17 protein-coding genes are annotated in these 24147 nt (G+C 52.4%); 9 read left to right on the top strand and 8 right to left on the bottom strand.

Annotated elements, in window-relative coordinates; all coding sequences use genetic code 11:
- Position 1 precedes the first annotated feature (1 nt).
- A complete protein-coding gene (locus tag AC6I8K_RS16350; protein WP_497827088.1) occupies positions 2 to 1492 on the top strand; it encodes a UxaA family hydrolase in 1491 nt (496 codons plus the stop codon).
- Positions 1493 to 1564: 72 nt separating this feature from the next.
- Here AC6I8K_RS16350 and sstT read toward each other — a convergent pair whose 3' ends face one another.
- The 3 genes from sstT to AC6I8K_RS16335 all read right to left on the bottom strand — a co-directional run bounded on the left by sstT (position 1565) and on the right by AC6I8K_RS16335 (position 5266).
- Positions 1565 to 2806 (bottom strand): serine/threonine transporter SstT, encoded by a 1242-nt coding sequence (gene sstT / locus AC6I8K_RS16345; protein ID WP_497827087.1) that lies wholly within the window; start codon positions 2804 to 2806, stop codon positions 1565 to 1567.
- A 230-nt stretch (positions 2807 to 3036) separates the two neighbouring features.
- Positions 3037 to 4008 carry a TerC family protein gene (locus AC6I8K_RS16340; protein WP_497827086.1) on the bottom strand — a complete coding sequence of 324 codons (972 nt, stop codon included), beginning with the start codon at positions 4006 to 4008 and terminating at the stop codon, positions 3037 to 3039.
- 271 nt (positions 4009 to 4279) lie between these two features.
- The gene (locus AC6I8K_RS16335) at positions 4280 to 5266 is read right to left on the bottom strand and encodes a Gfo/Idh/MocA family protein (RefSeq protein ID WP_483817926.1); all 987 of its coding nucleotides are present in this window, start codon (positions 5264 to 5266) and stop codon (positions 4280 to 4282) included.
- A gap of 138 nt (positions 5267 to 5404) precedes the next feature.
- Here AC6I8K_RS16335 and AC6I8K_RS16330 point away from each other — a divergent pair, with 138 nt between their 5' ends.
- Complete coding sequence (locus tag AC6I8K_RS16330) at positions 5405 to 7093, top strand: chloride channel protein (protein ID WP_497827085.1); 1689 nt, start codon at positions 5405 to 5407, stop codon at positions 7091 to 7093.
- Here AC6I8K_RS16330 and AC6I8K_RS16325 read toward each other — a convergent pair.
- Entirely contained in the window at positions 7090 to 7590 is a 501-nt protein-coding gene (locus tag AC6I8K_RS16325; RefSeq protein ID WP_064738435.1) for a M48 metallopeptidase family protein, read from the bottom strand. The two genes, AC6I8K_RS16330 and AC6I8K_RS16325, sit on opposite strands and share 4 nt — an antisense overlap.
- An 81-nt stretch (positions 7591 to 7671) precedes the next feature.
- Here AC6I8K_RS16325 and rlmG point away from each other — a divergent pair, with 81 nt between their 5' ends.
- On the top strand, positions 7672 to 8790 hold the full coding sequence (gene rlmG, locus AC6I8K_RS16320; protein WP_497827084.1) for a 23S rRNA (guanine(1835)-N(2))-methyltransferase RlmG: 1119 nt from the start codon (positions 7672 to 7674) through the stop codon (positions 8788 to 8790).
- On the opposite strand, the gene AC6I8K_RS16315 is transcribed toward rlmG, so the two are convergent.
- The 3 genes from AC6I8K_RS16315 to AC6I8K_RS16305 form a co-directional block, all read right to left on the bottom strand.
- Positions 8791 to 10794: a 2,4-dienoyl-CoA reductase FMN-binding domain-containing protein gene (locus AC6I8K_RS16315; RefSeq protein WP_497827083.1), complete on the bottom strand. Its 2004-nt coding sequence runs from the start codon at positions 10792 to 10794 to the stop codon at positions 8791 to 8793.
- A 322-nt stretch (positions 10795 to 11116) separates the two neighbouring features.
- Entirely contained in the window at positions 11117 to 11740 is a 624-nt protein-coding gene (locus AC6I8K_RS16310) for a LuxR C-terminal-related transcriptional regulator (RefSeq protein WP_483816278.1), read from the bottom strand.
- Positions 11741 to 11839: 99 nt separating this feature from the next.
- On the bottom strand, positions 11840 to 15346 hold the full coding sequence (locus AC6I8K_RS16305; protein WP_497827082.1) for an ATP-binding protein: 3507 nt from the start codon (positions 15344 to 15346) through the stop codon (positions 11840 to 11842).
- Between the two features lie 652 nt (positions 15347 to 15998).
- On the opposite strand from AC6I8K_RS16305, the gene AC6I8K_RS16300 reads away from it, so the two are divergent.
- From AC6I8K_RS16300 to AC6I8K_RS16285, 4 genes are all read left to right on the top strand, one after another.
- On the top strand, positions 15999 to 16700 hold the full coding sequence (locus AC6I8K_RS16300) for a response regulator (protein ID WP_483816276.1): 702 nt from the start codon (positions 15999 to 16001) through the stop codon (positions 16698 to 16700).
- Positions 16701 to 16870: 170 nt separating this feature from the next.
- Positions 16871 to 17902: an L-idonate 5-dehydrogenase gene (gene idnD / locus AC6I8K_RS16295; protein WP_497827081.1), complete on the top strand. Its 1032-nt coding sequence runs from the start codon at positions 16871 to 16873 to the stop codon at positions 17900 to 17902.
- Positions 17903 to 17911: 9 nt separating this feature from the next.
- On the top strand, positions 17912 to 18676 hold the full coding sequence (idnO, locus tag AC6I8K_RS16290) for a gluconate 5-dehydrogenase (RefSeq protein ID WP_497827080.1): 765 nt from the start codon (positions 17912 to 17914) through the stop codon (positions 18674 to 18676).
- A gap of 79 nt (positions 18677 to 18755) precedes the next feature.
- Positions 18756 to 20075 carry a gluconate:H+ symporter gene (locus AC6I8K_RS16285; protein ID WP_064738443.1) on the top strand — a complete coding sequence of 440 codons (1320 nt, stop codon included), beginning with the start codon at positions 18756 to 18758 and terminating at the stop codon, positions 20073 to 20075.
- Positions 20076 to 20105: 30 nt separating this feature from the next.
- On the opposite strand, the gene AC6I8K_RS16280 is transcribed toward AC6I8K_RS16285, so the two are convergent.
- A complete protein-coding gene (locus tag AC6I8K_RS16280) occupies positions 20106 to 20825 on the bottom strand; it encodes a purine nucleoside phosphorylase YfiH/LACC1 family protein (protein WP_483816274.1) in 720 nt (239 codons plus the stop codon).
- Positions 20826 to 20934: 109 nt separating this feature from the next.
- Here AC6I8K_RS16280 and AC6I8K_RS16275 point away from each other — a divergent pair, with 109 nt between their 5' ends.
- On the top strand, positions 20935 to 21744 hold the full coding sequence (locus AC6I8K_RS16275; RefSeq protein WP_483817925.1) for a 5'-nucleotidase, lipoprotein e(P4) family: 810 nt from the start codon (positions 20935 to 20937) through the stop codon (positions 21742 to 21744).
- 688 nt (positions 21745 to 22432) lie between these two features.
- The gene (locus tag AC6I8K_RS16270) at positions 22433 to 23902 is read left to right on the top strand and encodes a SulP family inorganic anion transporter (protein ID WP_497827259.1); all 1470 of its coding nucleotides are present in this window, start codon (positions 22433 to 22435) and stop codon (positions 23900 to 23902) included.
- Positions 23903 to 24147: the final 245 nt, after the last annotated feature.

Here is a 24147-nt window from a genome sequence, read left to right as displayed (position 1 = left end):
TATGCAAGATGCCATTAGAATACATTCACGCGACAACGTTGCTGTGGCGTTGCGCGATTTGCCAGCCAATACCCAGGTCGAAATCAATCAACAGGCGATCACCTTGCAGCAGGAGGTTGGGCGCGGCCATAAGTTTGCGCTGCAGCCTTTAGCCACCGACGCGCTGGTGATCAAATACGGTTTGCCCATTGCTCATGCCACCCAGCCGATTGCGGCGGGTGAGATTATCCACTCCACCAACGCGCGCACCAATCTGAGCGATGTAGACGAATACGATTATCAGCCCGATTTCCTTGAGCTGCCGCCGCAAGCAGGCGACCGTGACGTGCAGATCTATCGCCGCGCCAGCGGAGAAGTCGGCATCCGTAATGAGTTGTGGATCCTGCCCACCGTGGGTTGCGTAAATGGCATCGCGCGGCAAATCCTGACGCGCTTTATGAAAGAGACCAACGATGCCGAAGGCATTGATGGCGTGCACCTGTTCAGCCATCCGTTTGGCTGTTCGCAGCTTGGACAGGATCACGAGAACACCCGCACCATGTTGCAAAATATGGTGCGCCATCCCAATGCTGGCGCAGTGTTGGTGATTGGCCTTGGCTGCGAGAACAACCAGGTCGATGTGTTCCGCGAGACCCTCGGCGGCTTCGATAGCGATCGCGTGCAGTTTATGGAGTGCCAGAAGCAGGATGATGAAGTGGAAGCCGGGTTGGAACGCCTGCACGAACTTTACACTGCGATGCGCGCGGATCAACGTCAGCCGGGCAAACTCAGCGAGCTGAAGTTTGGTCTGGAGTGTGGCGGTTCGGATGGTTTTTCCGGTATCACCGCCAATCCCATGCTCGGCTGTTTCTCTGACCAGATGATTGCTAACGGTGGTACCACGGTGCTGACCGAAGTGCCGGAGATGTTTGGTGCCGAGCGTATTTTGATGAGCCGCTGCCGCGATGAAGCCACCTTTGAAAAGACCGTGGCGATGATCAACGACTTCAAACGCTACTTTATCGATCACCAGCAGCCAATCTACGAAAATCCGTCACCGGGAAACAAAGCGGGCGGCATCACCACGCTGGAAGAGAAGTCACTTGGCTGCACGCAGAAAGCTGGCCAAAGTCAGGTGGTGGATGTGCTGAAATACGGTGAGCGCTTGCATACGCCGGGACTGAATCTATTAAGTGCCCCGGGTAATGATGCTGTGGCAACCAGCGCGCTGGCGGGGGCGGGCTGTCATATGGTGCTGTTTACCACCGGCCGCGGCACGCCGTACGGCGGTTTTGTGCCGACGGTTAAAATCGCCACCAATACGCAGCTGGCTGAGAAGAAGCCGCACTGGATCGATTTCAATGCCGGGCGTTTGATCGAAGGCATGAGCATGACGGAGATGCTGGAGGATTTCGTCGATATGATTGTGGCGATTGCCAATGGCCAACCGGCGCGGAATGAAACGAATGATTTCCGCGAGTTAGCCATCTTTAAAAGTGGCGTGACGCTTTAAAACCCGGTGCGCATCAATGCGCACCCTACGGATTCGCGTCAGGTCGCCATTTATGGCGACCTGGGGCAATGATTATTCGGAGACCGTACGACGCGGCTCACGCTCGGCTTCGGCCTGGCATACGGCTGCGGTAAACAGAATATCCGTCGAGGAGTTCAATGCGGTCTCGGCGGAATCCTGCAGCACACCAATAATAAAGCCCACTGCAACCACCTGCATTGCCAGGTCATTCGGAATACCAAACATATTGCAGGCCACTGGAATCAGCAGCAGCGAACCGCCAGCCACGCCGGATGCGCCACAGGCACACAGCGAAGCCACCAAACTCAACAGAATCGCAGTCGGTACATCCACCGAAATGCCCAGCGTATGCACCGCTGCCAGCGTCAACACGGTGATGGTGATCGATGCACCCGCCATGCTGATGGTGGCACCAAGCGGAATCGATACCGAATAGGTGTCTTCATCCAGATTGAGACGCTTAGCCAGCGCCATATTCACCGGGATATTCGCCGCCGAGCTGCGGGTAAAGAACGCGGTGACGCCACTTTCTCGCAGGCAGGTAAACACCAGCGGATAGGGATTGCGGCGGATCTTCTGGAACACCAACATCGGGTTGATTACCAGCGCCATAATCAGCATGCAGCCGAGCAGCAGCGCCAGCAGATTGGCGTATTCCCAGATGGCATCAAAGCCGGTTGAGGCGAGGATAGATGCCACCAGGCCAAAAATCCCCAGCGGCGCACAGCGGATCACACAGCGTACCACCCAGGTTGCGGCATTGGACGCATCATTGAGAAACGCTTTGCTACTGGGGCTAGCATGACGAAACGCCAGACCTAAGCCTAGCGCCCACACCAGAATGCCGATGTAATTGGCGTTCATCAGTGCTTCAATCGGATTGGTAACCATGCTGATCAGCAAGCCGTGTAGCACTTCAGTAATGCCCGAAGGGGGCGTGATTTGCGTGGCTCCAACATTCATCGAGAGCGTCTGTGGGAACAGATGGCTGAAGATCACCGCCACCACGGCAGCAAAAAAGGTGCTGAGCAGATACAGCATGATGATCGGGCGGATATTGGTTTTCTGTCCCTGCTGATGGTTGGCGATCGAGGAGATCACCAGCACCAAAACCAGCAGCGGCGCGACGGCTTTCAGCGCCCGCACGAACAGCTCACCCAGCAAGCCAACGGCTAATGCGGCATCGCGCGAGAACCACGCCAGCGCTACGCCCGCCACCAGGCCAATCATGATTTGTTTTACCAGGCTGCCTGCGAACAGCGCGCCCAGACGTCCAATAAAGTTGTTTTGCATATCACAGTCTTTTTATTCGCGGTCATGAGTGTTGTGCGCGGTTCCACCACGCGCAACGGTTTGCCCGGCGGAGTATAAGGAAAAGAGCTTATGAAGAAAGAGATAATTCTGTGCATGCGCAGCAGATTGGTTTTTTGATCTGCTGATGATGGGAAGTGTGACAGATATATAAAAGGCGAAGGTTGCCACTGGCGAAACAAAGCAGGGGCGATTAGCGCCCCTGCAGAAGATTATGGTGAGATCTTCTTCTGGTCGTTTCTGTGGTTCACCCAGGCGTTGATCAGCAGCGTGCCGCCGAGAATCACGCCCACCACCGTCAGCGAGATGCCGACTGGAATGTGATAGAACTCGACGATCAGCATCTTGATACCGATAAACACCAACACAATCGCCAGGCCATATTTCAGCATTGAGAAGCGCTCAGCCACGTTGGCCAACAGGAAATACATGGCACGCAGGCCGAGAATCGCGAACAGGTTTGAGGTGAGTACAATGAACGGATCGGTGGTCACCGCGAAGATCGCGGGGATGCTATCCACGGCGAAAATCACGTCACTCAGTTCGACCATGATCAGCACCAGCAGCAGCGGCGTGGCGAACAGCACACCGTTTTTGCGGGTGAAGAACTTCTCACCGTCAAGGCTATCGGTCATACGAAGATGCTTGCGCAACCAGCGTACCACCGGCTTATCACCGACCGCGCTGTCATCTTCCTCTTTCGCCAGCGCCATTTTAAGGCCGGTGAACAGCAGGAAGGCGCCGAAGATATACAGAATCCAGCTGAACTGCACCACAAGCCAGCTACCGGCGAAGATCATAATGGTACGCAGCACAATCGCGCCTAATACGCCATAAATCAGTACACGACGCTGTAGGTTGGCTGGAACAGCGAAGTAGCTAAACAGCATCAGCCAGACAAAGACGTTATCAACCGCCAGCGCTTTCTCTAATACGTAGCCGGTAAGGAACGCAAGGGTTTGCGCGGTAGCGACTTCGCGCCCGGCGGTGCCATCGAGATACCACCAGAAAGCGGCGCTGAACAGCAGTGAAACGGAGACCCAAACCAGCGACCATACAGCCGCTTGCTTGAATGACATGGTTTGTGCGCCGCGTCGGCCCTGTAATAGCAGGTCGATCGCCAGCATGATGATCACTACGACAGCGAAGCTGCCCCAAAGTAACGGTGTGCCCACTGAGTGCATAGTCGTATCCTTTTCCAGACATAAAAAAAGCAGCTGAGGTCAGAAGACGTCAGCCGCTTTGATCGTGCTGCAAGCAAACCTCGCCTTCCGGCAAGGTCTCACTTACAACGCAGAATAGATTCCGGGTTGCCTGACGACCGGATGCGTGTTGCATGTTACATAGCGCATCGTAATGACGATCAATCAGCTTACAAGTTACTCCCCTTTGCAGCGCTCAACATACGGAGTTGAATCATCGCTTTCAAGAGGCTGCGGAAATGTTTTGCAATATTTACACTTCAGCCCGATCTGCCGGGAATACTACGCCCGTCTGGCGGCGGATTTCGGTGAGCAGCGCCGCCGTAATGCGCGAGGTTTCTAACGCCGCGTGCTCAACGTCACCGGCTTCAACTAATCCGGCAAAGATCTCTGCTTCATACAGCATGGTATTGATGTGCTGCGGCTGCGTCAGGTTTTGGCTCTCACCGCCGCGTGGAATAAAGCGCAGCTGCTGGCATTCGGCGATCTTTTCAATCACCAGCGATCCCGCTTCACCCTGAATTTCACTCGGAATCAGTGAATCGCTAACTTTTGAGTGCAGCAAGGTGACATCAAAGTCGCCGTAGCCCAGCACCACCACACCATGCGCATCAACGCCACTTTCCAGCAGGGAAGCTTGCGCTTTCACCTGTTGCGGTGCGCCCCACAAGGTGACGGCCGCGGCCAGGCAGTAAAAGCCGATATCCATGATCGAGCCGTTCGACCATTGCGGATTAAAGGTATTCGGATTCTCACCATCAAGATAGCGCTGATAACGCGACGAATATTGGCAGTAATTGATTAATGCCTTACGCAGTTTACCCAGCTGTGGCAGTGTTTTTTGCAGTTGCAGGAACGTTGGCAGGCTGGCGGTTTTAAAGGCTTCGAATAGCACCACCTGATGCTGACGTGCGCAGGCAATCATCGCCTCGGCTTCACGCAGGTTAGACGCCATCGGCTTCTCGCAAATCACATGCTTACCGTGCGACATAAACAGTATCGCCTGTTCACTGTGCAACGCATTCGGGCTGGCAATATACACCGCATCGATTTCACTGCTGGCGGCAAGTTCATCCAGTGAGGTGAAGGTCAGCTTGCAGGGGTAATCCACCACAAAGGCATCGGCCTGCTGCTGATTACGTGAATAAACGCCGCTCAACTTCATCTTGCCGGTTTCATGCGCGGCGTCGATAAACTGGCGGGTAATCCAGTTAGTTCCCACGATGGCGAAACGAATCACGTGCTGCTCTCCTGCTAAAGTAAAACGGCAGAGTAACATGTTCATCTGAGTGCCAGGCAGGCGAAATTTGATCCTGAGATCCGCATTCCAATATGATGATGCCGCACAACTTTTTAACCGACTAGCGGGGACGCGCGGGTGAGTGGAAGTAAACATGCTCTGAACTGGACCACATTACTGATCGCCATTCCCGTTGGATGTGTGGCTTCGCTGGTAACGCTGGCATTTCGCGGCGTGATCGAATTGATCAACCACCTACTTTTTAACAGTGATAGTGAAATCACCGTGGCAATGCATGTCTGGCCATGGATCTTCTGGCCGCTGCTGGTAGGGGCGGGCGGCGTATTAGCTGGTTTCTTCCTGCGCTATGCGGTGGCGATTGAAAAACAGGAAACGGTGCAGACCGATTATCTGGAAGTGATCAACGCCCGGCTTGATGCGGTACCCACGAAAACCTCGTTGTTCCGTGCACTCTCGTCAATTGCCAGTATCGGCAGCGGCGCGTCGATTGGTAAAGAGGGGCCGATGGTGCAGCTATCGGCGCTGAGCGGCAGTTTAATTGGCCGCTGGCTGCCTGCCTCATTCAATCTGCGCAATAGCGATATCGTGGCGATGGCCGCTGCCGCCGGGCTTTCGTCGGTGTATCACGCCCCGCTGGCATCGGCGATATTTGTGGCGGAAATCGCTTTTGGCATCTCGGCGCTGCAACGCTTGATTCCGCTGATAGTCTCGTCGGCGGTGGCGGTGATGACCATGTGGTCGCTGGGTTTCCGCAGCGCGCTATATCCATTATCCGAAGCACTATTTCAGATGGATATCAGCAGTTTGCTGATGACACTGCTGATTGGTTTTGTCGCCGGTATCGCCGGGTGGCTGCTGATCAAACTGATTGCCCGCAGCAAAGCGCTGTTTGGCCGCGTGCGTTCGCTGCCGCTGCGGTTGGGTGCGGGTGGGTTGGCGGTGGGCTTTCTGGCGCTGATCTCTACCGATATTCTCGGTAATGGCTACGAAGTGATCGTGAAAATTATTGATGGCCAGTATGTACTGATGGGCTTGTTAGGATTGCTGCTGCTGAAAACGCTGGCGACCACGCTGTCGGTTGGGTCCAATGCGGTCGGCGGGCTATTTACCCCTTCATTGTTGATCGGCGCACTGCTCGGCGTGGCACTGGCGCAAATGGGCGTGATGCTGCATTTACCGGTCGGCAATACCTTGCTGTATGCGGCCATCGGCATGGCGGCGGTGCTGGCGGCGGTCAGTCAGGCACCGTTAATGGCGATGCTGATGGTGTTAGAGATGACGCTAAATAGCAGCCTGCTGTTCCCGATTATGATCGCGTCGGTGTTGGCGTCAATGGTGGTGTATCGCCTGCAATCTTCCAGCACCTATCCGGTGGTGAGCAGTCATTTCAGCCGTTCCGAAGCTAAATATGACTTCGATAACATGCGTGTCGATCAGTTGATCATTCCCGGCGCGGCGCTACAGCCGGAAGAGTCGGTTGGGCAGGCGCTGGCGGTGAGCTCACTCAAGCGTGAACGTTATGTTTATGTGATTAATAGCGAAGGACAATTTCTCGGCGTGGTGTCGATTCACGATATTTCACGCAAGGTGTTAGCGCAGGAGATTACCCTGTATTCACCAGTGAGTAGCGTGATGGACAATAATTTTCCCTGCATTTATCAAAATCAAAGCATGCGCGAAGGTTGGGAAGCCTTTGCCCGTGTCACGCTTGAGCGTTTACCGGTGCTGAATAATCCGCAAGAGCGCCGTTTTATGGGCGCATTGACGAAAACCAGCCTGATTCAAAAAGCGCAGGAGTTTCTTTAAGCCGCGTTGCCGCGCATCGCCTGGTCGGTCATCCACAGGCGGGCGTCAAACTCCAACTGATGATAATCCGGTTCCATGTGGCAGCAGAGTTGGTAAAAGGCTTTGTCATGTTCTTTCTCTTTCAGATGAGCCAACTCGTGTACCACGATCATACGCAGAAATGCTTCCGGTGCGAGACGGAAGAACGTGGAGATGCGGATCTCCGCCTTGGCTTTTAGGTTGCCACCTTGCACGCGCGAAATCGCCGTATGCAGCCCTAATGCGTGCTTCATCACCTTGATCTTATTGTCCCAAATCACTTTGCTCACCGGTGGCGCGCTGCGCATGTAGCGGTTTTTCAGCGCCTGCGTGTAATCATAAAGCGCCCGGTCGCTGACGATATTGTGCGTATTGGGATAGCGTTGCTGGAGAAAGGAACCTAAACGCTCATGTTCGATCAGTGTCTGAACCTGCTCGAGGATGTTTTCAGGGTAACCCTGCAGATAGATTAATGACATTGGGATTCCCGGCGAAAGACAGTATACTGCGCCCCCTTTTTAGGGCGAAAATCGCGCAAAGTGTACCACGCCGGAGATTCCATGAGCCAACTTGAACTGACCAATCGCACGCTGACGCTGCACCGCTTCCCGCCCATGCGTGAGGAAAGCCCGCTACAGGCATGGGATTCCGCCGATGAATACCTGTTGCAGCAAGCGCTGCCTGAGGGACCGGTATTGGTGTTCAACGACAGCTTTGGAGCCTTGACCTGCGGACTTGGCGCGCGTCCCGTGTGGCACGTCAGCGATTCGCTGCTGAGCGAACAGGCGGCGAAACAGAACCTGCGTCTCAATGAGATGGATGAAGATCAGGTGCACTTTATCGATAGCCTGGCACCACTGCCAGCCGCGCCGGCGGTGGTGATGATCAAAATCCCCAAAGCGCTGGCTTTGCTGGAGCATCAATTGCGAGCACTGCGCGAAGTGGTCACGCCAGACACACTGATTTTGGCGGCGGCGAAAGCCAAGGATATTCACAACTCCACGCTGCAACTGTTCGAGCGTATTCTGGGCGAGAGCAAAACGTCGCTGGCGTGGAAAAAAGCGCGTCTGATTTACAGCCGCTTCACCGCGCCTGCCTTAGTGGATCAGCCTGCGACCACGGTTTGGCCGCTTGACGATTCTGAATATCAGATCCACAACCATGCCAACGTGTTCTCCCGCGCCTCGCTGGATGTTGGCGCGCGTTTCTTTATGCAACATCTGCCCTTTAACATTGAAGGCGAGATTCTCGATTTGGGCTGTGGCAATGGCGTGATTGGCTTGCTGGCGCTGGAACAGAACCCGAATGCGGATGTGCTGTTTTATGACGAATCTTACATGGCGGTGGCATCAAGCAAACTGAACGTGGAAGTGAACCGCCCGCAGGATATGGCGCGCTGCCAATTCCGCGTTAACAATGTGCTGAGCGGTTTCCCCTCGGATCGTTTGCATGCGGTATTGTGCAATCCACCTTTCCATCAGCAGCACGCGGTGACCGATCATCTGGCGTGGCAAATGCTGCGTGATGCGAAACGCTGCCTGCAATACGGCGGCGAGTTGCGCATCGTCGGCAACCGCCACCTCGGTTATCACGTCAAAATGAAAAAGCTGTTTGGCAACTGCGAGCTGGTGGCGTCCAACGCTAAGTTTGTAGTGCTGCGTTCGGTAAAACTGCGTTAATTACACGCTCAGCGCCAGTTCGGTTGCCTGAGCGATGGCGCGGCGAGCATCCAGCTCCTGCGCCACATCCGCACCACCAATCACGTGTACTGATTTACCTCGCGCGCTCAGCTCGTCCGCCAGCAGACGCAGCGGTTCCTGCCCGGCACAAATCACCACGTTATCCACCGTCAGCGCGATTGCTTCACCCTGATGGCGCAGATGCAATCCGGCATCATCAATCTTTAAATACTCGACGTCGCCCCACATTTGCACGCCGTGCGCTTGCAAGCTGGCGCGGTGGATCCAGCCGGTGGTTTTCGCCAACCCGGCGCCCGGCTTACCGGATTTGCGCTGCAGCAGCCAGATTTGTCGATCGGCGGGCTGTGGTTGTGGCGCCATCAATCCGCCACGCGCCTGCAAGCTGCGATCGATGCCCCAGCTTTGGTAGAAATCGTCATGGCTGGCTTGATGCAATAAAAACTCGGCGGTATCAAAACCGATGCCGCCCGCGCCAATAATCGCCACGCGTTTTCCGACCGCTTTTTTATCGCGTATCACGTCGAGATAGCTCAGTACGCTGGGATGGTCGATGCCGGGAATCGCCAGCTGGCGCGGTACAATGCCAGTGGCGATGATCACTTCATCGTAGGCTTCCAGTTCGTTAGCGTTCACGTAGTGTTCAGTCTTTATCGCTACGCCAGCGGCGGCGAGTTGGTGGCGGAAATAGCGCAGCGTTTCACTAAATTCATCTTTGCCAGGAATCTGGCGGGCGATATTAAACTGCCCACCAATCTGCGCATCGGCTTCGTACAGCGTAACCTGATGGCCGCGTTGGGCCGCCTGCAGCGCGAATGCCATGCCAGCGGGCCCTGCGCCAACCACCGCCAGCTTTTTTGGCTGTGCGGTATTGATCACCGGCATCAGGGTTTCGTGACAGGCGCGCGGATTCACCAGACATGAGGTGACTTTGCCGACAAAGATTTGATCGAGGCATGCCTGATTACAGGCAATGCAGGTGTTAATAGCATCGGGATGGCCGTTTGCCGCCTTGCGGACAAAAGCCGCATCGGCGAGGAACGGGCGCGCCATTGATACCATATCGGCGATGCCGTCACGCAAGAGTTGTTCCGCAACATCGGGATGGTTGATGCGATTGGTGGCGATGACCGGCACCGAGACACGTTCGCGCAGATGCTGAGTAACCCAGGCAAAACCGGCGCGTGGTACGCAGGTGGCGATGGTAGGAATGCGCGCTTCATGCCAGCCAATACCGCTGTTGAATAGTGTGACGCCACACTGTTCCAGCGCTTGTGCTAGCGCCAGCGTCTCATCCAGCGAGCTGCCGTTATTGACCAAATCGAGCATCGACAGGCGGAAGATAATGATGAAATCGCTGCCGACGGCATCGCGCACCGCTTGAGTGACTGCTAATGCAAAACGCTGGCGTCGCGCCACATCGCCGCCCCAATCATCATTACGCTGATTGGTATGCGCCACCAGAAACTGGTTAATCAGATAACCTTCCGAGCCCATGATCTCGACGCCGTCATAGCCGGCCTGTTGCGCCAGTTTGGCGCAGTGTGCAAAGTCACGAATGGTTTGCTGAATATCGTCATCGCTGAGCGCTTGCGGCGTAAAAGGACTGATCGGCGCCTGCAGCGCGGAAGGCGCAACCAGATCGCGTTGATAGCTGTAGCGTCCAGCATGCAAAATTTGCAGCGCAATTTTCCCACCTTCGGCATGGACAGCATCGGTGATGACGCGGTGCCAGTCGCACTGACTTTCCTGGTTAAGGATGGCACCGCCTTGAGCCACCACGCCTTGTGGGTTGGGCGCAATGCCGCCGGTGACAATCAGCGCCACGCCTTCGCGTGCACGTTCAGCATAAAAGGCGGCCAGACGTTGAGCGCCTTCAGCATGTTCTTCCAATCCGGTATGCATTGAACCCATCAGGAAACGGTTTTTGAGCTGGGTAAAGCCCAAATCCAGCGGGGCGAACAGGTGGGGATAATGTTCAGACATGATCACATACTCAGAAAGTGGTCGGATGAGTGAACTCTAGCGGGATTTTACTGGGAAGGAAATGTGTGGCGTTCAGCCTGTGAGAAGCATCAAAAAAAAGCAGGGCGGTAAGTCGCAGACGAAAGTATCGGACTTCTTTCGCCAGGCACGGGAAGAAACCTACTCGCCCTGTAAGAGCATGAAAAAGGGGCTAATAAATTAGCTCTGTGGTTATTAATTCCTTTAAAACTCAATCTTTGTAAAAACTGTCCGGGGTGAGGACAGGGCATATCATGCCTGATCACTGCGCGATTAATCCGCAAGACTGGTCTTGATTTTTCTTTTAACACGCACCGTTGCGCCGGGCGAGTTCAATGATATCAACCAGATTTTTCGACTCAAGCTTTTGGAATATTTTTGTTTTATAAGTACTAATGGTTTTATTATTTAATCCCAGCTCGAAAGCGATGATTTTATTTGATTTCCCCTGTGCTAATTGTCGTAAAATCAAATGTTCACGCTCCGTCAGGCGAGAAAGCATGTCTTGCTCATTCGCATAACGCTGACGTTTATCCAGAATATCGCCCGGTAGATAATTCACGTTGTTAGATACGCATCCAATAGCGGCGATCAGCGTTTGAATAGGATCGTATGTAGACACGAAGCCATTAGCTCCCTGACTAAGCGACTGTATAGATAAATGATTATTACCGCCCTGGCTTATCAGGATCACTTTCATCCATGTCTTTGATTTAACGATATCACGTAAAAATGCGATGCCGTTTTTTTCTTTAAAGTCAGGGTCTAATATGAGTATGTCGATGTGATGATGAATGATATCATCAATTCCATCGTTAATTGTGTGCGCTGTAGTGACACAATTAAAACCATTCATTAATAATAAAGCCTGCACGCCGGCGGCAACCAAACGATGCTCATCAACGATGAGGATTTTTGCATTAAACATATATCTCCCTTTAACGACACCGTAATGATGACGCTGGCGGCCATTATGTCCGGCGAAGTAATAGGGCGAACCGAGAAATGTCTCGTTAAGATTATGATTCTATAAAAACTGATTATTTTTCAGACGAACTTCTGCAAATTCTATTAATGATTGATTTACGCGATCTATTTCCGTGGCAATTTTTAGAATTAACGCTTCTACATCGTGTGCCTCCTCTTGATGCCTCTCCAGTTGGCGACCTAATTGCACCAGCGCCTGCGCATTGAGAATAGCCGCGCCGCCTTTGAGTTTATGGCCAAGTTGCGACAAGGTGCTGGGTTCCTGCGTTTGCTGCATTTCCGCCAGTAATGTTGCATGGCTGGTGCGAATGCTGGAGAGTAATTCCAAGCAGCTCTCAACATCTCGCTCGGCAAGTTGCGTCAGGAGCGGCGGGAAGCTTGTAATGCTTGTAGCCACTAACTCAGCAGCGTTAACCGTTTCTTTGGTTTCACCAATAACCCGAGTTTGTCCCGAATGGGCCTGGCTGCGGCGTGTGCAGTGTGCAATCTGTGCCAGCAATCGATCAAGATTCAGGGGTTTGAACAGGCAGTCATCCATTCCCGATTTTAAACAGCGCTGCATAATGTGCTGCTCTGCAGAGGCCGTTAGCCCGAAGAGCATAATGGGCGGTAATTGTTGCTGCTGTTCATATTGGCGCAGCGCCTCAGCAAACTGAAAGCCATTCATTCCCGGCATATTGCAATCGGTAATAATCAAATCAAAGCGCAGCGGCTCTTGCTGCCACAGCGTTAACGCTTCTGCAGCACTTTCACTCACTACAACCTGATGGCCTGACAACTCAAGCTGTTTGCCGAGTAGTAAGCGGTTAGGGGCATGATCATCAATTACCAGCACCGACAACTTGTCCGAAAGCAGGGGTTGTGACAGGTGTGGCTGCGTCTGATCGCGTGGTTCGCCCAGCGGCGCACGGAAGTAAAAAGAGAACACGGCACCTACGCCTGGCGTACTCTCGACAATCAATTCGCCATCAAGAAGATGGGCCAGATTACGGCAGATACTTAAACCTAATCCGGTGCCAAGTTGTTGTTGATGACGTTCGCCCAGCTGTACAAAGGGTTCGAAGATGGCATGTTGTTGATCTTCCGTCATGCCGCAGCCGTTATCGCTCACCTCTATGACGAATTCGCTGCCTTCCTCTTCCTGCGCGATGCCTTGCATGAGTACCACGGTGACCGTACCTTCTTCGGTAAACTTAATCGCGTTGCTCAAAAGATTAGAGAGAATTTGGTTGATCATCAGCGGATCGGTTTTCACCCAGTAGGCAGCAATATCCATCTCCACACGCAGCTCCAGACCCTTACTTTCTGCCTTATTACGAAACAGTGCGACCGCCTGTTCGATCACATCCGGCAAATAGACGGTTTCTGGCGTTGGCTGATACATACCGGATTCGATCTTCGAAAGATCGAGTACATCACCAATTAACGACAACAACGCGTGTGCTGAACTGTAGGCAACACGAATATTCTCTGAAAGTGACTCTGCCGGTTGCGATCGGGTTTCCAGTTCCAGCAACCCAATAATGGCATGCAACGGAGTGCGGATCTCATGGCTCATGCTGGCAAGGAATTCACTTTTCGAACGATTCGCTTTATCCGCAATATCTTTGGCTAGCTGTAACTCTTGCAACAGCGCATTGCGTTCGGTGACATCCAGCCAGCCGCCAATGACACCAGCCACATCGCCAAGACGATCGCGAAACGGTAACGTCCAGTTGTAGAGCTGAAAGGGTTGTTGATCAAACACCATATGAATATCGCGCATCACGGCTTCGCCATCGCGTAAGGTTTGCTGATAGCCATCTTCAATACTTTGGATACTGGCATTATTGCCCGTAAACACGTCGGACAGTCGTTTGCCAATCACTTCTTCTCGCCGGAAATTCATAAAGCGCAAATAAGCTTTATTACAGTCAACCAACCGGGTGTTTTTGTCGCGAATATACATAGCGACGGGCGATTCATTAAATAATGTATGGGTGAAATTAAGCTGATTTTTCAACGCATTTTCGGCTTGAATACGTTGCTGAATCACTTTACGTAAATGTCGGTTCCACAGCAGAATCAGCATAATTAACCCGGCGGAAACCATCACGATCATGAGGATCGCTTGTTTATAGTTTTGCCATGATGCGCTGAGAAACGGTGTTTCTGCCTGACGCCACTGTGCCAGCAGTGTGAACAGGGTTTCGGGTGGAATAGCTAATAAGGCTTTGTTGATGATACTCACCAGCATTTCATTACCGGGTTCAACGCGCATCACGAAACGCGCTGGTTCTGCGCCGAGTGTGCTTTCAACCACTAACTTATCGCCGAAATGATTACGTAGCAGATAATCTGCAAAAATTTTCGGTAGCACCACCGCATCAATCTTATGCTCTTGCAGCTGGCGCAAGGCATCAATGGGATCATCACTCTTAGCAAGGTTCAGATTGGGATAATGCTGCTGCATCCACTCTTTCATCGCCCGATTATTTAGCATCAATGCTGAGCCAAAGGGGAAGGTCTCGCGACCAATAATCGTGCGGGGCTTCTGATTACGGATAATTACCCAATGCGATACCAGCCACGGGCGTGTTCTCAGCGCAGGACTCGCCTCATCCTCCCGTTCAAGGATGTCGAGTGGGAAGAGACGTGGAGGTACGTAACTGCTGCTGCTCTCGGGAGGCTCTTCAGGTAAATGGGCGTGAAAGCTGAGGCCTGTGAGGTTAGTGATCAGCTCCAGGACATCGACGACCATGCCGCGAAATGGCATTTTGTTGGAGCGACTGCTAAGAGGGGCCAGCGCCATCGGCAGGGACGTATCAATGCACATATGCTCCTGCAGCCACTTCTCCTCTTCCTGCGTTAAGGCCAGCGGATTGCGCTGCAAAACATGGTGGGCATCAAGCTGCCAGCGTTTGGCTATCTGCATGCGAATGGCGAGGGGGATTTGCGGTAATGCCTGATTAATCGCCGCCGCCAGTAAGGGTAAGTGCGGGCTTATGCCGAAGCTAACATTCATCGGAATGCTGTGCTCATCGGGCACCACTTTTAAGGCATTAGCAAAGAGATAACGATTGAGATGGTTTAGTGTTGCGGCATTGCCCCACACTTTTCCCGTTTGACCAAAAACCACTGAAGCCACGGCATCGTAATTGCCAGGGAAGCGCACCAAAGGGTCATTTTTATAGGTACGCTCCAGATACTCGCGCAGCGGTGGCGCGCCAGACCAGGCAATACGCTGTGCAAAAGTCTGACTCAGGCTAAGCGGATGATCGGCTTTGTAACCCATTACGCTGTAGTCCAGCATCCATGGCGTACTGGCGATCAGCGGTTGTGGCAGAGATGAAGGATAAACCACATTGATCGCCAGCATGTGCATTTCGCCAGTCATCACGGCATTTTGCGCAGCGCTATGGCTGGGGTAGTGATACAGCTCGATAGTGGTGTCGAGCATACTTTGAATCAGGGAGAGGTAATCGGCACTGAGCCCTTCAAAACGTCGCGTATCGGTATCCATAAATAAAGGGGGTTGTGGCTGGCCCGCCACAGCCACTTTAAGCACTTTATTGCGAAATCCAGAAGGAATCGGTTCTGCTAATTGCAGGGCTGGCTGTGTAGTGTCATATCTCGCCAGCAGCTGCAGTGTTTTTTCCGTGGCGAATAATGAGCAGGAGAATAACGAAACAAGCAACAAAATTGCACAGCGAAAAGTAGTGAGCTGATTAGACACGGCACCATCTCGAAAAAATGAATTGCATTAATTTCAGTAAGGACATGGGAGTATAGAGATATTCAAACAATTCTCTCCTGTTATTTCTCAGACGTCATTTTTTTGCGACCATTCTCAAGCAATTAATTTGTTGTTAAAGAAAGTGCTTAAATGCATGAATTGTCATTTTCATTAATTGTTCATTTTATTCAATCTGTTACTTACGCACTATCCTTTCAAGACAATTCTTATGTGGTCTACCGGATGAGTTAAGTCAGAATTTTCGCAGTTTTACGTGAGCCGGCAACAATAAAGCCATCGCGATGAATAATAAAACCTGCAAAATCGTACTCATCATCGACTTTGCAGGTGAGTTGATTTTAAAAATAATAACACTGAGGTATATAAATTATCTCAATTGTCACTTATTAATGTCATCAGGTATTTTAACTGGTGTGGTTATCACAATTGGACAAAATTAAAACTGTAATAAGGGAATAAAGAAATGGTATATGCACACAACAAACAAGTGCGTGTTGCTGTCCTTGATGATCACCCAATGGTCCGTACCGTTTTCGAGTTATGTTTAAAACATGAGCCCGATATTCATTTGGTGGGCACTTGGGCTTCAAGCAATGAGCTGTTTAATCAGTTAAGAAGTACGGTGGTTGATGTTCTGGTGCTCGATTTCCTGCTAGGCGAGCGTGAACTTGACGGCCTGGCATTAGTTAAGCAATTACGTAATCACTATCCACAGCAAAAAATTCTGATCTCCTCTTCAATGGAAAGTCCGGCGATTGTCAAAATGGTGCTAAGCGCCGGCGTGAAAGGATTTATTGGTAAAAGCCATAACATGCAGGAGATTACGCACGCGATTCGTCAGGTTGCGCAGGGACGTTTATTCTTGTCCAGAGAAGTGGCCTATGAAGTGGAAAATCTGTATGTAATGAGTGAAGAATCACTGGATGATAGTCTCGACTTTAGTAACAAGGGAAATATGTATGAGAAGGTGAAAACTCTCAGCCCGCGTGAAGTCGAAGTGGTGCGTTGTTTCCTGGATGGTTTGAGCGTGTCGCAAATTGCCGTGAAGTTTAAACGCAGCCGTAAAACAGTGAGCGGCCAAAAACAATCGGCGCTGAAAAAACTTGGTTTGCGCTCCGATTCAGAACTGTTCAAATACAGTCATGACCTGATGTCAGGCTATTAATGTTCTTCACAGGCGGTACCTCACGTCCGCCTTGTTCCTCTCCTGCATCACATACTTCACGTTCCAGGTAACAGCTTCCCGTAACATAATTTTGGGTGATCTCTGTCACAGTTTTAAACTGCATAACCCGGTCTGATGGCCCCCATTGCGACAGCACTTAGGGGGACGTTATGAACATCGAAACACAATCCGGCGTGATCACCGGAAAAAAACAAGTCAGCGTGGCACAACAGCAGGTTAAATGGGACGGCAAAGGTACGCTGGTACGCATTACGCGCGGCGGCATTTGTGGCTCCGATCTGCATTATTATCAGGAAGGTAAGGTCGGCAGTTTTGAAATTAAGATGCCGATGATCCTTGGCCATGAAGTGATCGGTTATGTGGTGGAAAGCGATAACCCGGCACTCAAGCCAGAGCAAAAAGTCGCGGTTAATCCTTCTAAGCCCTGCGGTGAGTGCAAATATTGTCAGCGCAATCAGGAGAATCAGTGCACCACTATGCGCTTTTTTGGCAGTGCCATGTATGTGCCGCACGTTGACGGCGGGTTCACGCAATACAAAGTAGTGGATAGCGCGCAATGCGTACCGTTCCCATCGGATGCCGACGAAACGGTCATGGTATTCGCTGAGCCGTTGGCGGTATGCATCCACGCCACGCGCCAGGCGGGCGATCTCAGCGGCAAGCACGTTTTCATTTCCGGTGTGGGTCCGATTGGTTGCCTGATTGCGGCGGCGGCAAAAGCGCGCGGTGCCGCCTCAATTGTGTGCAGCGATATCAGCGAGCGTTCACTGGAGATGGCGCAGCAGATGGGTGCCACTGCGGTCATTCATGCCGCTGAAGGCGATTTCGCGCCTTATCTCGCCGATAAAGGCTACTTTGATGTGGCGTTTGAAGCCTCGGGGCATCCTGCTTCGCTACAGCGCTGTCTCGATGTGGTCTGCGCTAAAGGTACGCTGGTGCAGGTTGGCATGGGCGGCACCATTCCCAATTTCCCGATCATGGCGTTGATTGCCAAAGAGATTAATCTGGTCGGTTCCTTCCGCTTCACTCATGAATTCACTACCGCCGTCGAATGGCTGGCCACTGGCGTGATTAATCCGTTGCCGCTGTTCAGCGGTGAATTCGCTTTGCAGGATATTGATGCCGCGCTGCAGTTTGCCGGTGATAAAACCCGCGCCGCTAAAGTCCAGTTAACCTTTTAAGGAGCAGTGATGAGTCAGTTATTTTCCCTCGAAGGCAAGCGTGTGTTGTTGACCGGTTCGGCGCGCGGCATTGGGTTTCTTTTGGCGCGCGGCCTGGCTGAAGCCGGTGCTGAAGTGATCGTTAACGCCACCACCGCTGAAGGTGCGGAGAAGGGCGCCGCGCAGTTACGTGAGTTGGGATTACGTGCGCACGCCAAAGCTTTTGATGTCACGCAATCGTCGCAGGTCAAGCAGGCGGTTGACGAGATAGAAGCGGAGTGGGGCGCGATAGATGTGCTGGTGAACAATGCGGGCATTCAGCGCCGTCGGCCATTCCTCGAATTCCCGGAGCAGGACTGGAATGACGTTATCGCGGTAAACCAGACCGCCGTATTTCTGGTTTCGCAAACCGTGGCGAAAAAAATGGTGGGGCGGCAACAGGGCAAAATCATCAACATTGGTTCAATGCAGAGCGAATTAGGCCGCGACACCATCACCCCTTACGCCGCCTCAAAAGGTGCCGTCACCATGCTGACGCGCGGTATGTGCGTGGAGTTGGCGCGTCACAATATTCAGGTGAATGCCATTGCGCCAGGCTATTTCGTCACTGAAATGACCCAAGCGCTGGCTGACGATCCCGCCTTTACCGGCTGGCTGACCAAGCGCACACCCGCTGCACGCTGGGGCAAGCCGGAAGAGCTGATTGGCGCAGCAGTATTCCTCGCATCGGCTGCGTCCAACTTCGTTAACGGCCATCTGCTGTTCGTTGATGGCGGCATGCGTGTTGCCGTGTGATGCCAGGGCGCGGCTGGCGTTATCGCCGGGCCGCGCCTAAACCTTAATCACCCCTCTGTATTCCTAAGGATAATAAAAAATGCCAATAACCATCATTGTGCTGGGTGTGATACTGCTGCTGGTGTTGATGATTGTTTTTAAGGTCAATGGCTTCATTGCGTTAGTGTTTGTCTCGGCGGTAGTCGGTATTGCCGAAGGTATGACGCCGCTGAATGTCATGGCTTCGATCCAGAAAGGTATCGGTTCGACGCTGGGCGGATTAGCGATGATCCTCGGTTTCGGCGCCATGCTCGGGCGGCTGGTTTCCGATACCGGTGCAGCACAACGTGTGGCCACCACGCTGATCGCCGCTTTTGGAAAGGAGCGGTTGCAATGGGCGTTGGTGGTGACCGGACTGATCGTAGGTCTGGCGATGTTCTATGAAGTTGGCTTCGTGCTGCTGCTGCCGCTGGTGTTCACTATCGTGGCGGCCGCCGGTTTGCCGCTGTTGTATGTCGGTGTGCCAATGGTGGCTGCGCTCTCGGTAACTCACTGCTTCCTGCCACCACATCCCGGTCCAACGGCGATTGCCACCATCTTTGGCGCCAATCTCGGTACGACATTGCTGTACGGCATGATCATCACCATTCCAACAGTGATCATTGCCGGACCGGTTTTCTCGAAGTTTCTCAAGAGTTTTGAGAAGTCACCGCCAGAAGGGCTGTATAACCCAAAAATCTTCACGGAAGAAGAGATGCCGGGCTTCGGTATCAGTATCTTTGCCGCGGTGATTCCAGTGGTGCTGATGGCGATTGCCGCCGTCTTTGAATTGACCACACCGAAAGAGAACGCGCTGCGTCAGTTCTTCGAATTCATTGGTAATCCGGCGGTGGCGCTGTTTATCGCGGTAGTGATTGCAGTGCTGACGTTGGGGCTGCGCAACGGTCGTAAGATGGAAGAAGTGATGGATATGTGCGGCGAATCGATTGCCGCCATCGCCATGATCATCTTTATCATTGCGGGTGGCGGTGCGTTCAAACAGGTGCTGGTGGACAGCGGCGTCGGTAACTACATCGCCGATATGATGAAGGGATCGTCACTGTCACCGCTGCTGATGTGCTGGACGGTTGCGGCGATGCTGCGTGTAGCGCTGGGTTCCGCCACGGTGGCGGCCATTACCACCGCCGGCATTGTGACGCCCATTATCGCTGCCACACATGCCGATCCGGCTTTGATGGTGCTGGCGGTAGGTTCCGGCAGCGTGATCGCTTCACACGTTAACGATCCCGGCTTCTGGCTATTCAAGGGCTACTTTAACCTCAGCGTGGTGGAAACCCTGAAAACCTGGACGGTGATGGAAACGCTGATCTCGATTCTCGGTTTAGCCGGCGTACTGGCGCTCAATGCGGTAATTCACTGATCGATCAGGCTTCACAAGGATGTGAAGCCCTTAACCTCGCGTACGGATCCATGAGAAACGTGACTGATAGCCGCTGTCAAAATGGGTGTTATAGCGATAGCTGGAACCCGACTCCGCCATGCAGTAGGTGCAAACGTTCAGTACCTCAATATGTTCCGCCATGATTCCGCGCTGTAACAGCAAGCGCTGCGCCAGATTAGGCAAATCAAACCAGATTCCGTCTTGCTTTGCCCCGGCCTGCGGACGGATCGCTTGCGCATTGTGCGGCTGCCGAGTGGAATATGGCAACGGTGGAAGATCGTGACGATCCTGCATCTGCGTCAGCCAATCTTTACCCAACTCATAGCAGCACGGCCCGATCGCCGGACCGATTGCCACGCGCAGCGTTTCACGGCTGGCGCCGCGTTCCAGCAGACGGTCAATCGCGTTATTCAACACGCCACCCAGCGTACCTTTTAATCCGGCGTGTACCGCCGCAACTTGCTGCTGTTGCGGATCGGCAAATAACACCGGCAGACAATCGGCGGTATACACCGCGACCGGCAGATGATCTTCGCTAATCAAGCCATCCGATTCGCACCGCTTAGGCGGGATGTTTTGGCTTGCCAGCAACACGTTAGCGCTGTGACGCTGTTGGCCGTAAGCGGCATTAACTGGAACCGGCTGGCCAGCGGGCTGAAAGGCATATTCCAGCCAGGAAAAGTCATCCAGCAGTCTTGAACGTGGACCGCTATGTTGGTGCTGTGCCATAAGTGTCTCCTCTCACCAAACGGCTGCATTCTGCTGCCCACAGCTTACGTTAACTGCTACATTTTTAAAGCTTTACAAAAACTGACCCTAATCACTTAAGGATGAAATGATGAAGAAAACCACTTTGCTGGCGGCGTCCGGCTTAATGGCGTTGGCGTTGACCGGTTGTGCGCAACCCTCCAAACAGCAGGCGCAGCAGCAGCTCGGCCAGCAATCGGTACTGGCAGTGAACTGGTTCCAGCAATCCGGCGAATATCAGGCATTGAGCTGGCAGGCGTTTAACAGTGCGCGCATGGCCTTTGATCAGGCGCCATCGCTGGCGGGTAAACCGAAAGCGGTTATCGTCGATTTAGATGAAACGATGATCGATAACAGCGCCTATAGCGCGTGGCAGGCGAAGAACGGTCAGCCCTTCTCCGGTAAAACCTGGTCAGCCTGGACGCAGGCGCGTCAGGCAACAGCGGTTCCGGGGGCTGTGGAGTTTGCCAATTACGTGAATAGCCACGGCGGCACCATGTTCTATATCTCCAACCGCGATCAAAAAGATTATGCCGCAACGGTGGAGAACCTAACCAAGCTGGGCTTTACCGGCGTGAGCGATAAAACGGTGCGCCTCAGCACGGGCAATTCCAACAAGCAAGAGCGCTTCGACGCCGTGAAAAACGCCGGTTACAACGTGGTGCTGTATGTGGGCGACAACCTGAATGACTTTGGCGGTTCAACCTGGCATCAGGGGAATGCGCAGCGTCAACAGTTCGTTAGCCTTAACCATCAGCGTTTTGGCACCCAGTTCATCGTGTTACCGAACCCTCTGTATGGCGACTGGGAAAGTGGCATGGCGGAGAACTACAACAAACTGACACCTGAACAGCAATTGCAGGTACGTGAAGCGCGTATGAAAGCGTGGAACGGTAAATAATTCATTATGTGAAATAGCGTCTGTCCTGGCAGGCGCATTAATGCCCTCTTCAGGACCATTCATATTTACATTCATCCGTAACTATTATTCTCCTTACTTTTTTCCTGATTTCTTACTTTATTAATTCGATAAGAATAGTGAAATATATTGCCTTGTTTGCAAAAAGGCAGTGAATCACGCTAATCATAAATTTTATAATTAGGATTCTTCTCAGCTCAAAAGGTTTAGCTTATACCGCCAATCGAAAGGCACAGTATTCATGCGTGTAATTTTTTGTAATTGCATTAAGAATATTATATTTATAAATCATCTCATTTGATTGTTAATGTTGGTTTTTATAGGGCTGCTCTAATATTTCATTCCTTGCATAAACTTACCTGACTCATACGTTTACTGAATGTTTGTTTACAAAAAAGCTCACTTTGTCGCTGTTAGAAATATTCATGATGCAACGCTATGCTTAAGCGTCTATAAACAATTTTTGTGAGGAAGTTCTGCTTTCATCCTCAATTGTTCTCCATAGCCGCGTTTAATGACGTCGCTATTTACCTGAAAGCGATATTTTTAAACGTAGAGAGAAGATTATTGTGATGATCCTGAAAGCCTTATTAGCGAAAAATCGCAGTTGGGATTTGCAGCGCTGCGAGCGGTTAATTATCCAGCCTGCAGAGGAAACGATGCCATGAATATAAATACACTTCGTCAGGATATTCCGGCTGGTTTAGTGGTGTTTCTTGTCGCACTGCCGCTCTGTCTGGGCATTGCACAAGCGAGCGGATTGCCGCCTTTTGCCGGTCTGCTTACTGGCGTGATTGGCGGTTTGCTGGTCACTGCGCTTAGCCCATCGCGCTTTGCGGTCAGCGGTCCGGCTGCGGGATTGGTGACGATTGTGGTCGCGTCAATCGCCACGTTAGGAAGCTTTTCCGCCTTTCTCACCGCGCTGATTCTGGCTGGAGTGTTGCAATGCCTATTTGGCTTAGTGCGTGCAGGACGTTTTATCGCGCTGGTACCAAGCAGCGTCATTAAAGGCATGCTGGCGGCGATTGGTATTCTGCTGATTATGCAGCAAATTCCGGTGGCATTCGGCGCAGCGGGTGATGTCGAGCTGCTTGCGCTGGTCAACGGTGAGTTTCAATTTTCGAGTAGTGCGATGCTGGTTGCCGGTGTGGGGCTGATCATTTTATGGCTGTGGACTACTCCGCTGATCAAATCGGTGAAAGCGCTAAGCTGGATGCCGGGCCCGTTGGTCGCGGTGCTGGTGGGTTGTGCCGCTACGGTATTTGGCGATCGCCTGTTTCCAACGCTGGCCGAAGGCTTGCCACGTATCACACTGCCTGCTTTTGATAGCATGTCTGCGCTGGTAGCTGAGCTGGAAACGCCAGATTGGCAAGCGTGGCAGAACCCTTCAGTTTGGATGGTGGCAGTGACGCTGGCGCTGGTGGCGAGTCTTGAGACGCTGCTCAGCCAGGAAGCACTGAAGAAACTGCGCCCGCAAAATCCTGCACCCTCACCCAATAAAGAGATGTTTGCGCAGGGCATTGGTAACCTGACCGCCGGTTTCCTTGGCGCAATGCCGATTACCGCAGTGATCGTGCGCAGCTCGGTGAATGTTAGCGTTGGCGCCCAAACCAAGCTGTCGATTCTCATTCATGGTGTGCTGTTGTTAATCTGCGGGCTGTGGTTCAGTAATCTGCTTAACGCGATTCCACTTGCCAGTCTTGCGGCGGTGCTGCTCTATACCGGCTATAAGCTGGCCACGCCGCGCCTGTTCATTGAACAGATACGAATGGGGCCGCAGCAATATGTGCCATTCCTTGCCACCATCGGCGGCATTATCGTATTTGGCATGCTGGCCGGTATCGGAATAGGTATCGCTACCCAAATCCTTTACAGCATTTATAAAAGCCATCGCAATGCATTGCAGCTCACGCGCCATGACGATCACTACGTTTTGCGTTTTCAGCAGAATCTGACTTTCATGCACAATCCGAAGCTGCAGGGATTACTGGCCGAGATTCCGGAAAACAGTGTGGTGATTGTGGATCACGATAATGCCGAGTATATGGATCCCGATGTTAAAGCCGTGCTGAAAGACTTTGGTGAAAATGCGCGGGAACGCGGTATTCGTCTTAGTCAGTGGCCCGTTACGGTGAAATAGCCATAAGTCTTCGCTGGAATAAACGTTTTTAAACTAAAAAATCGGATATCTCGGATAGCCGATTTTTTTATTTACAGGGCATAATTGCCGCAAGTTACATCCTTTGTCTCAGGCGTTTCCACAATGCCATTTGGCCGACGCTGCTTTTTATAGCAGGTTGAGCGCCGCCCAGCCGCAGAGTAGGATGACGAACACTTGCTTAATTACCGAATCATCGCACGGTTATTTCCGGTTTAATGCTTGCT

This window comes from Pantoea sp. X-Soil-ISGK-421 (assembly GCF_059730785.1).
The sequence above is the reverse complement of the archived record's forward strand: the minus strand, read 5'-3'. Positions and strand labels throughout refer to the sequence as shown.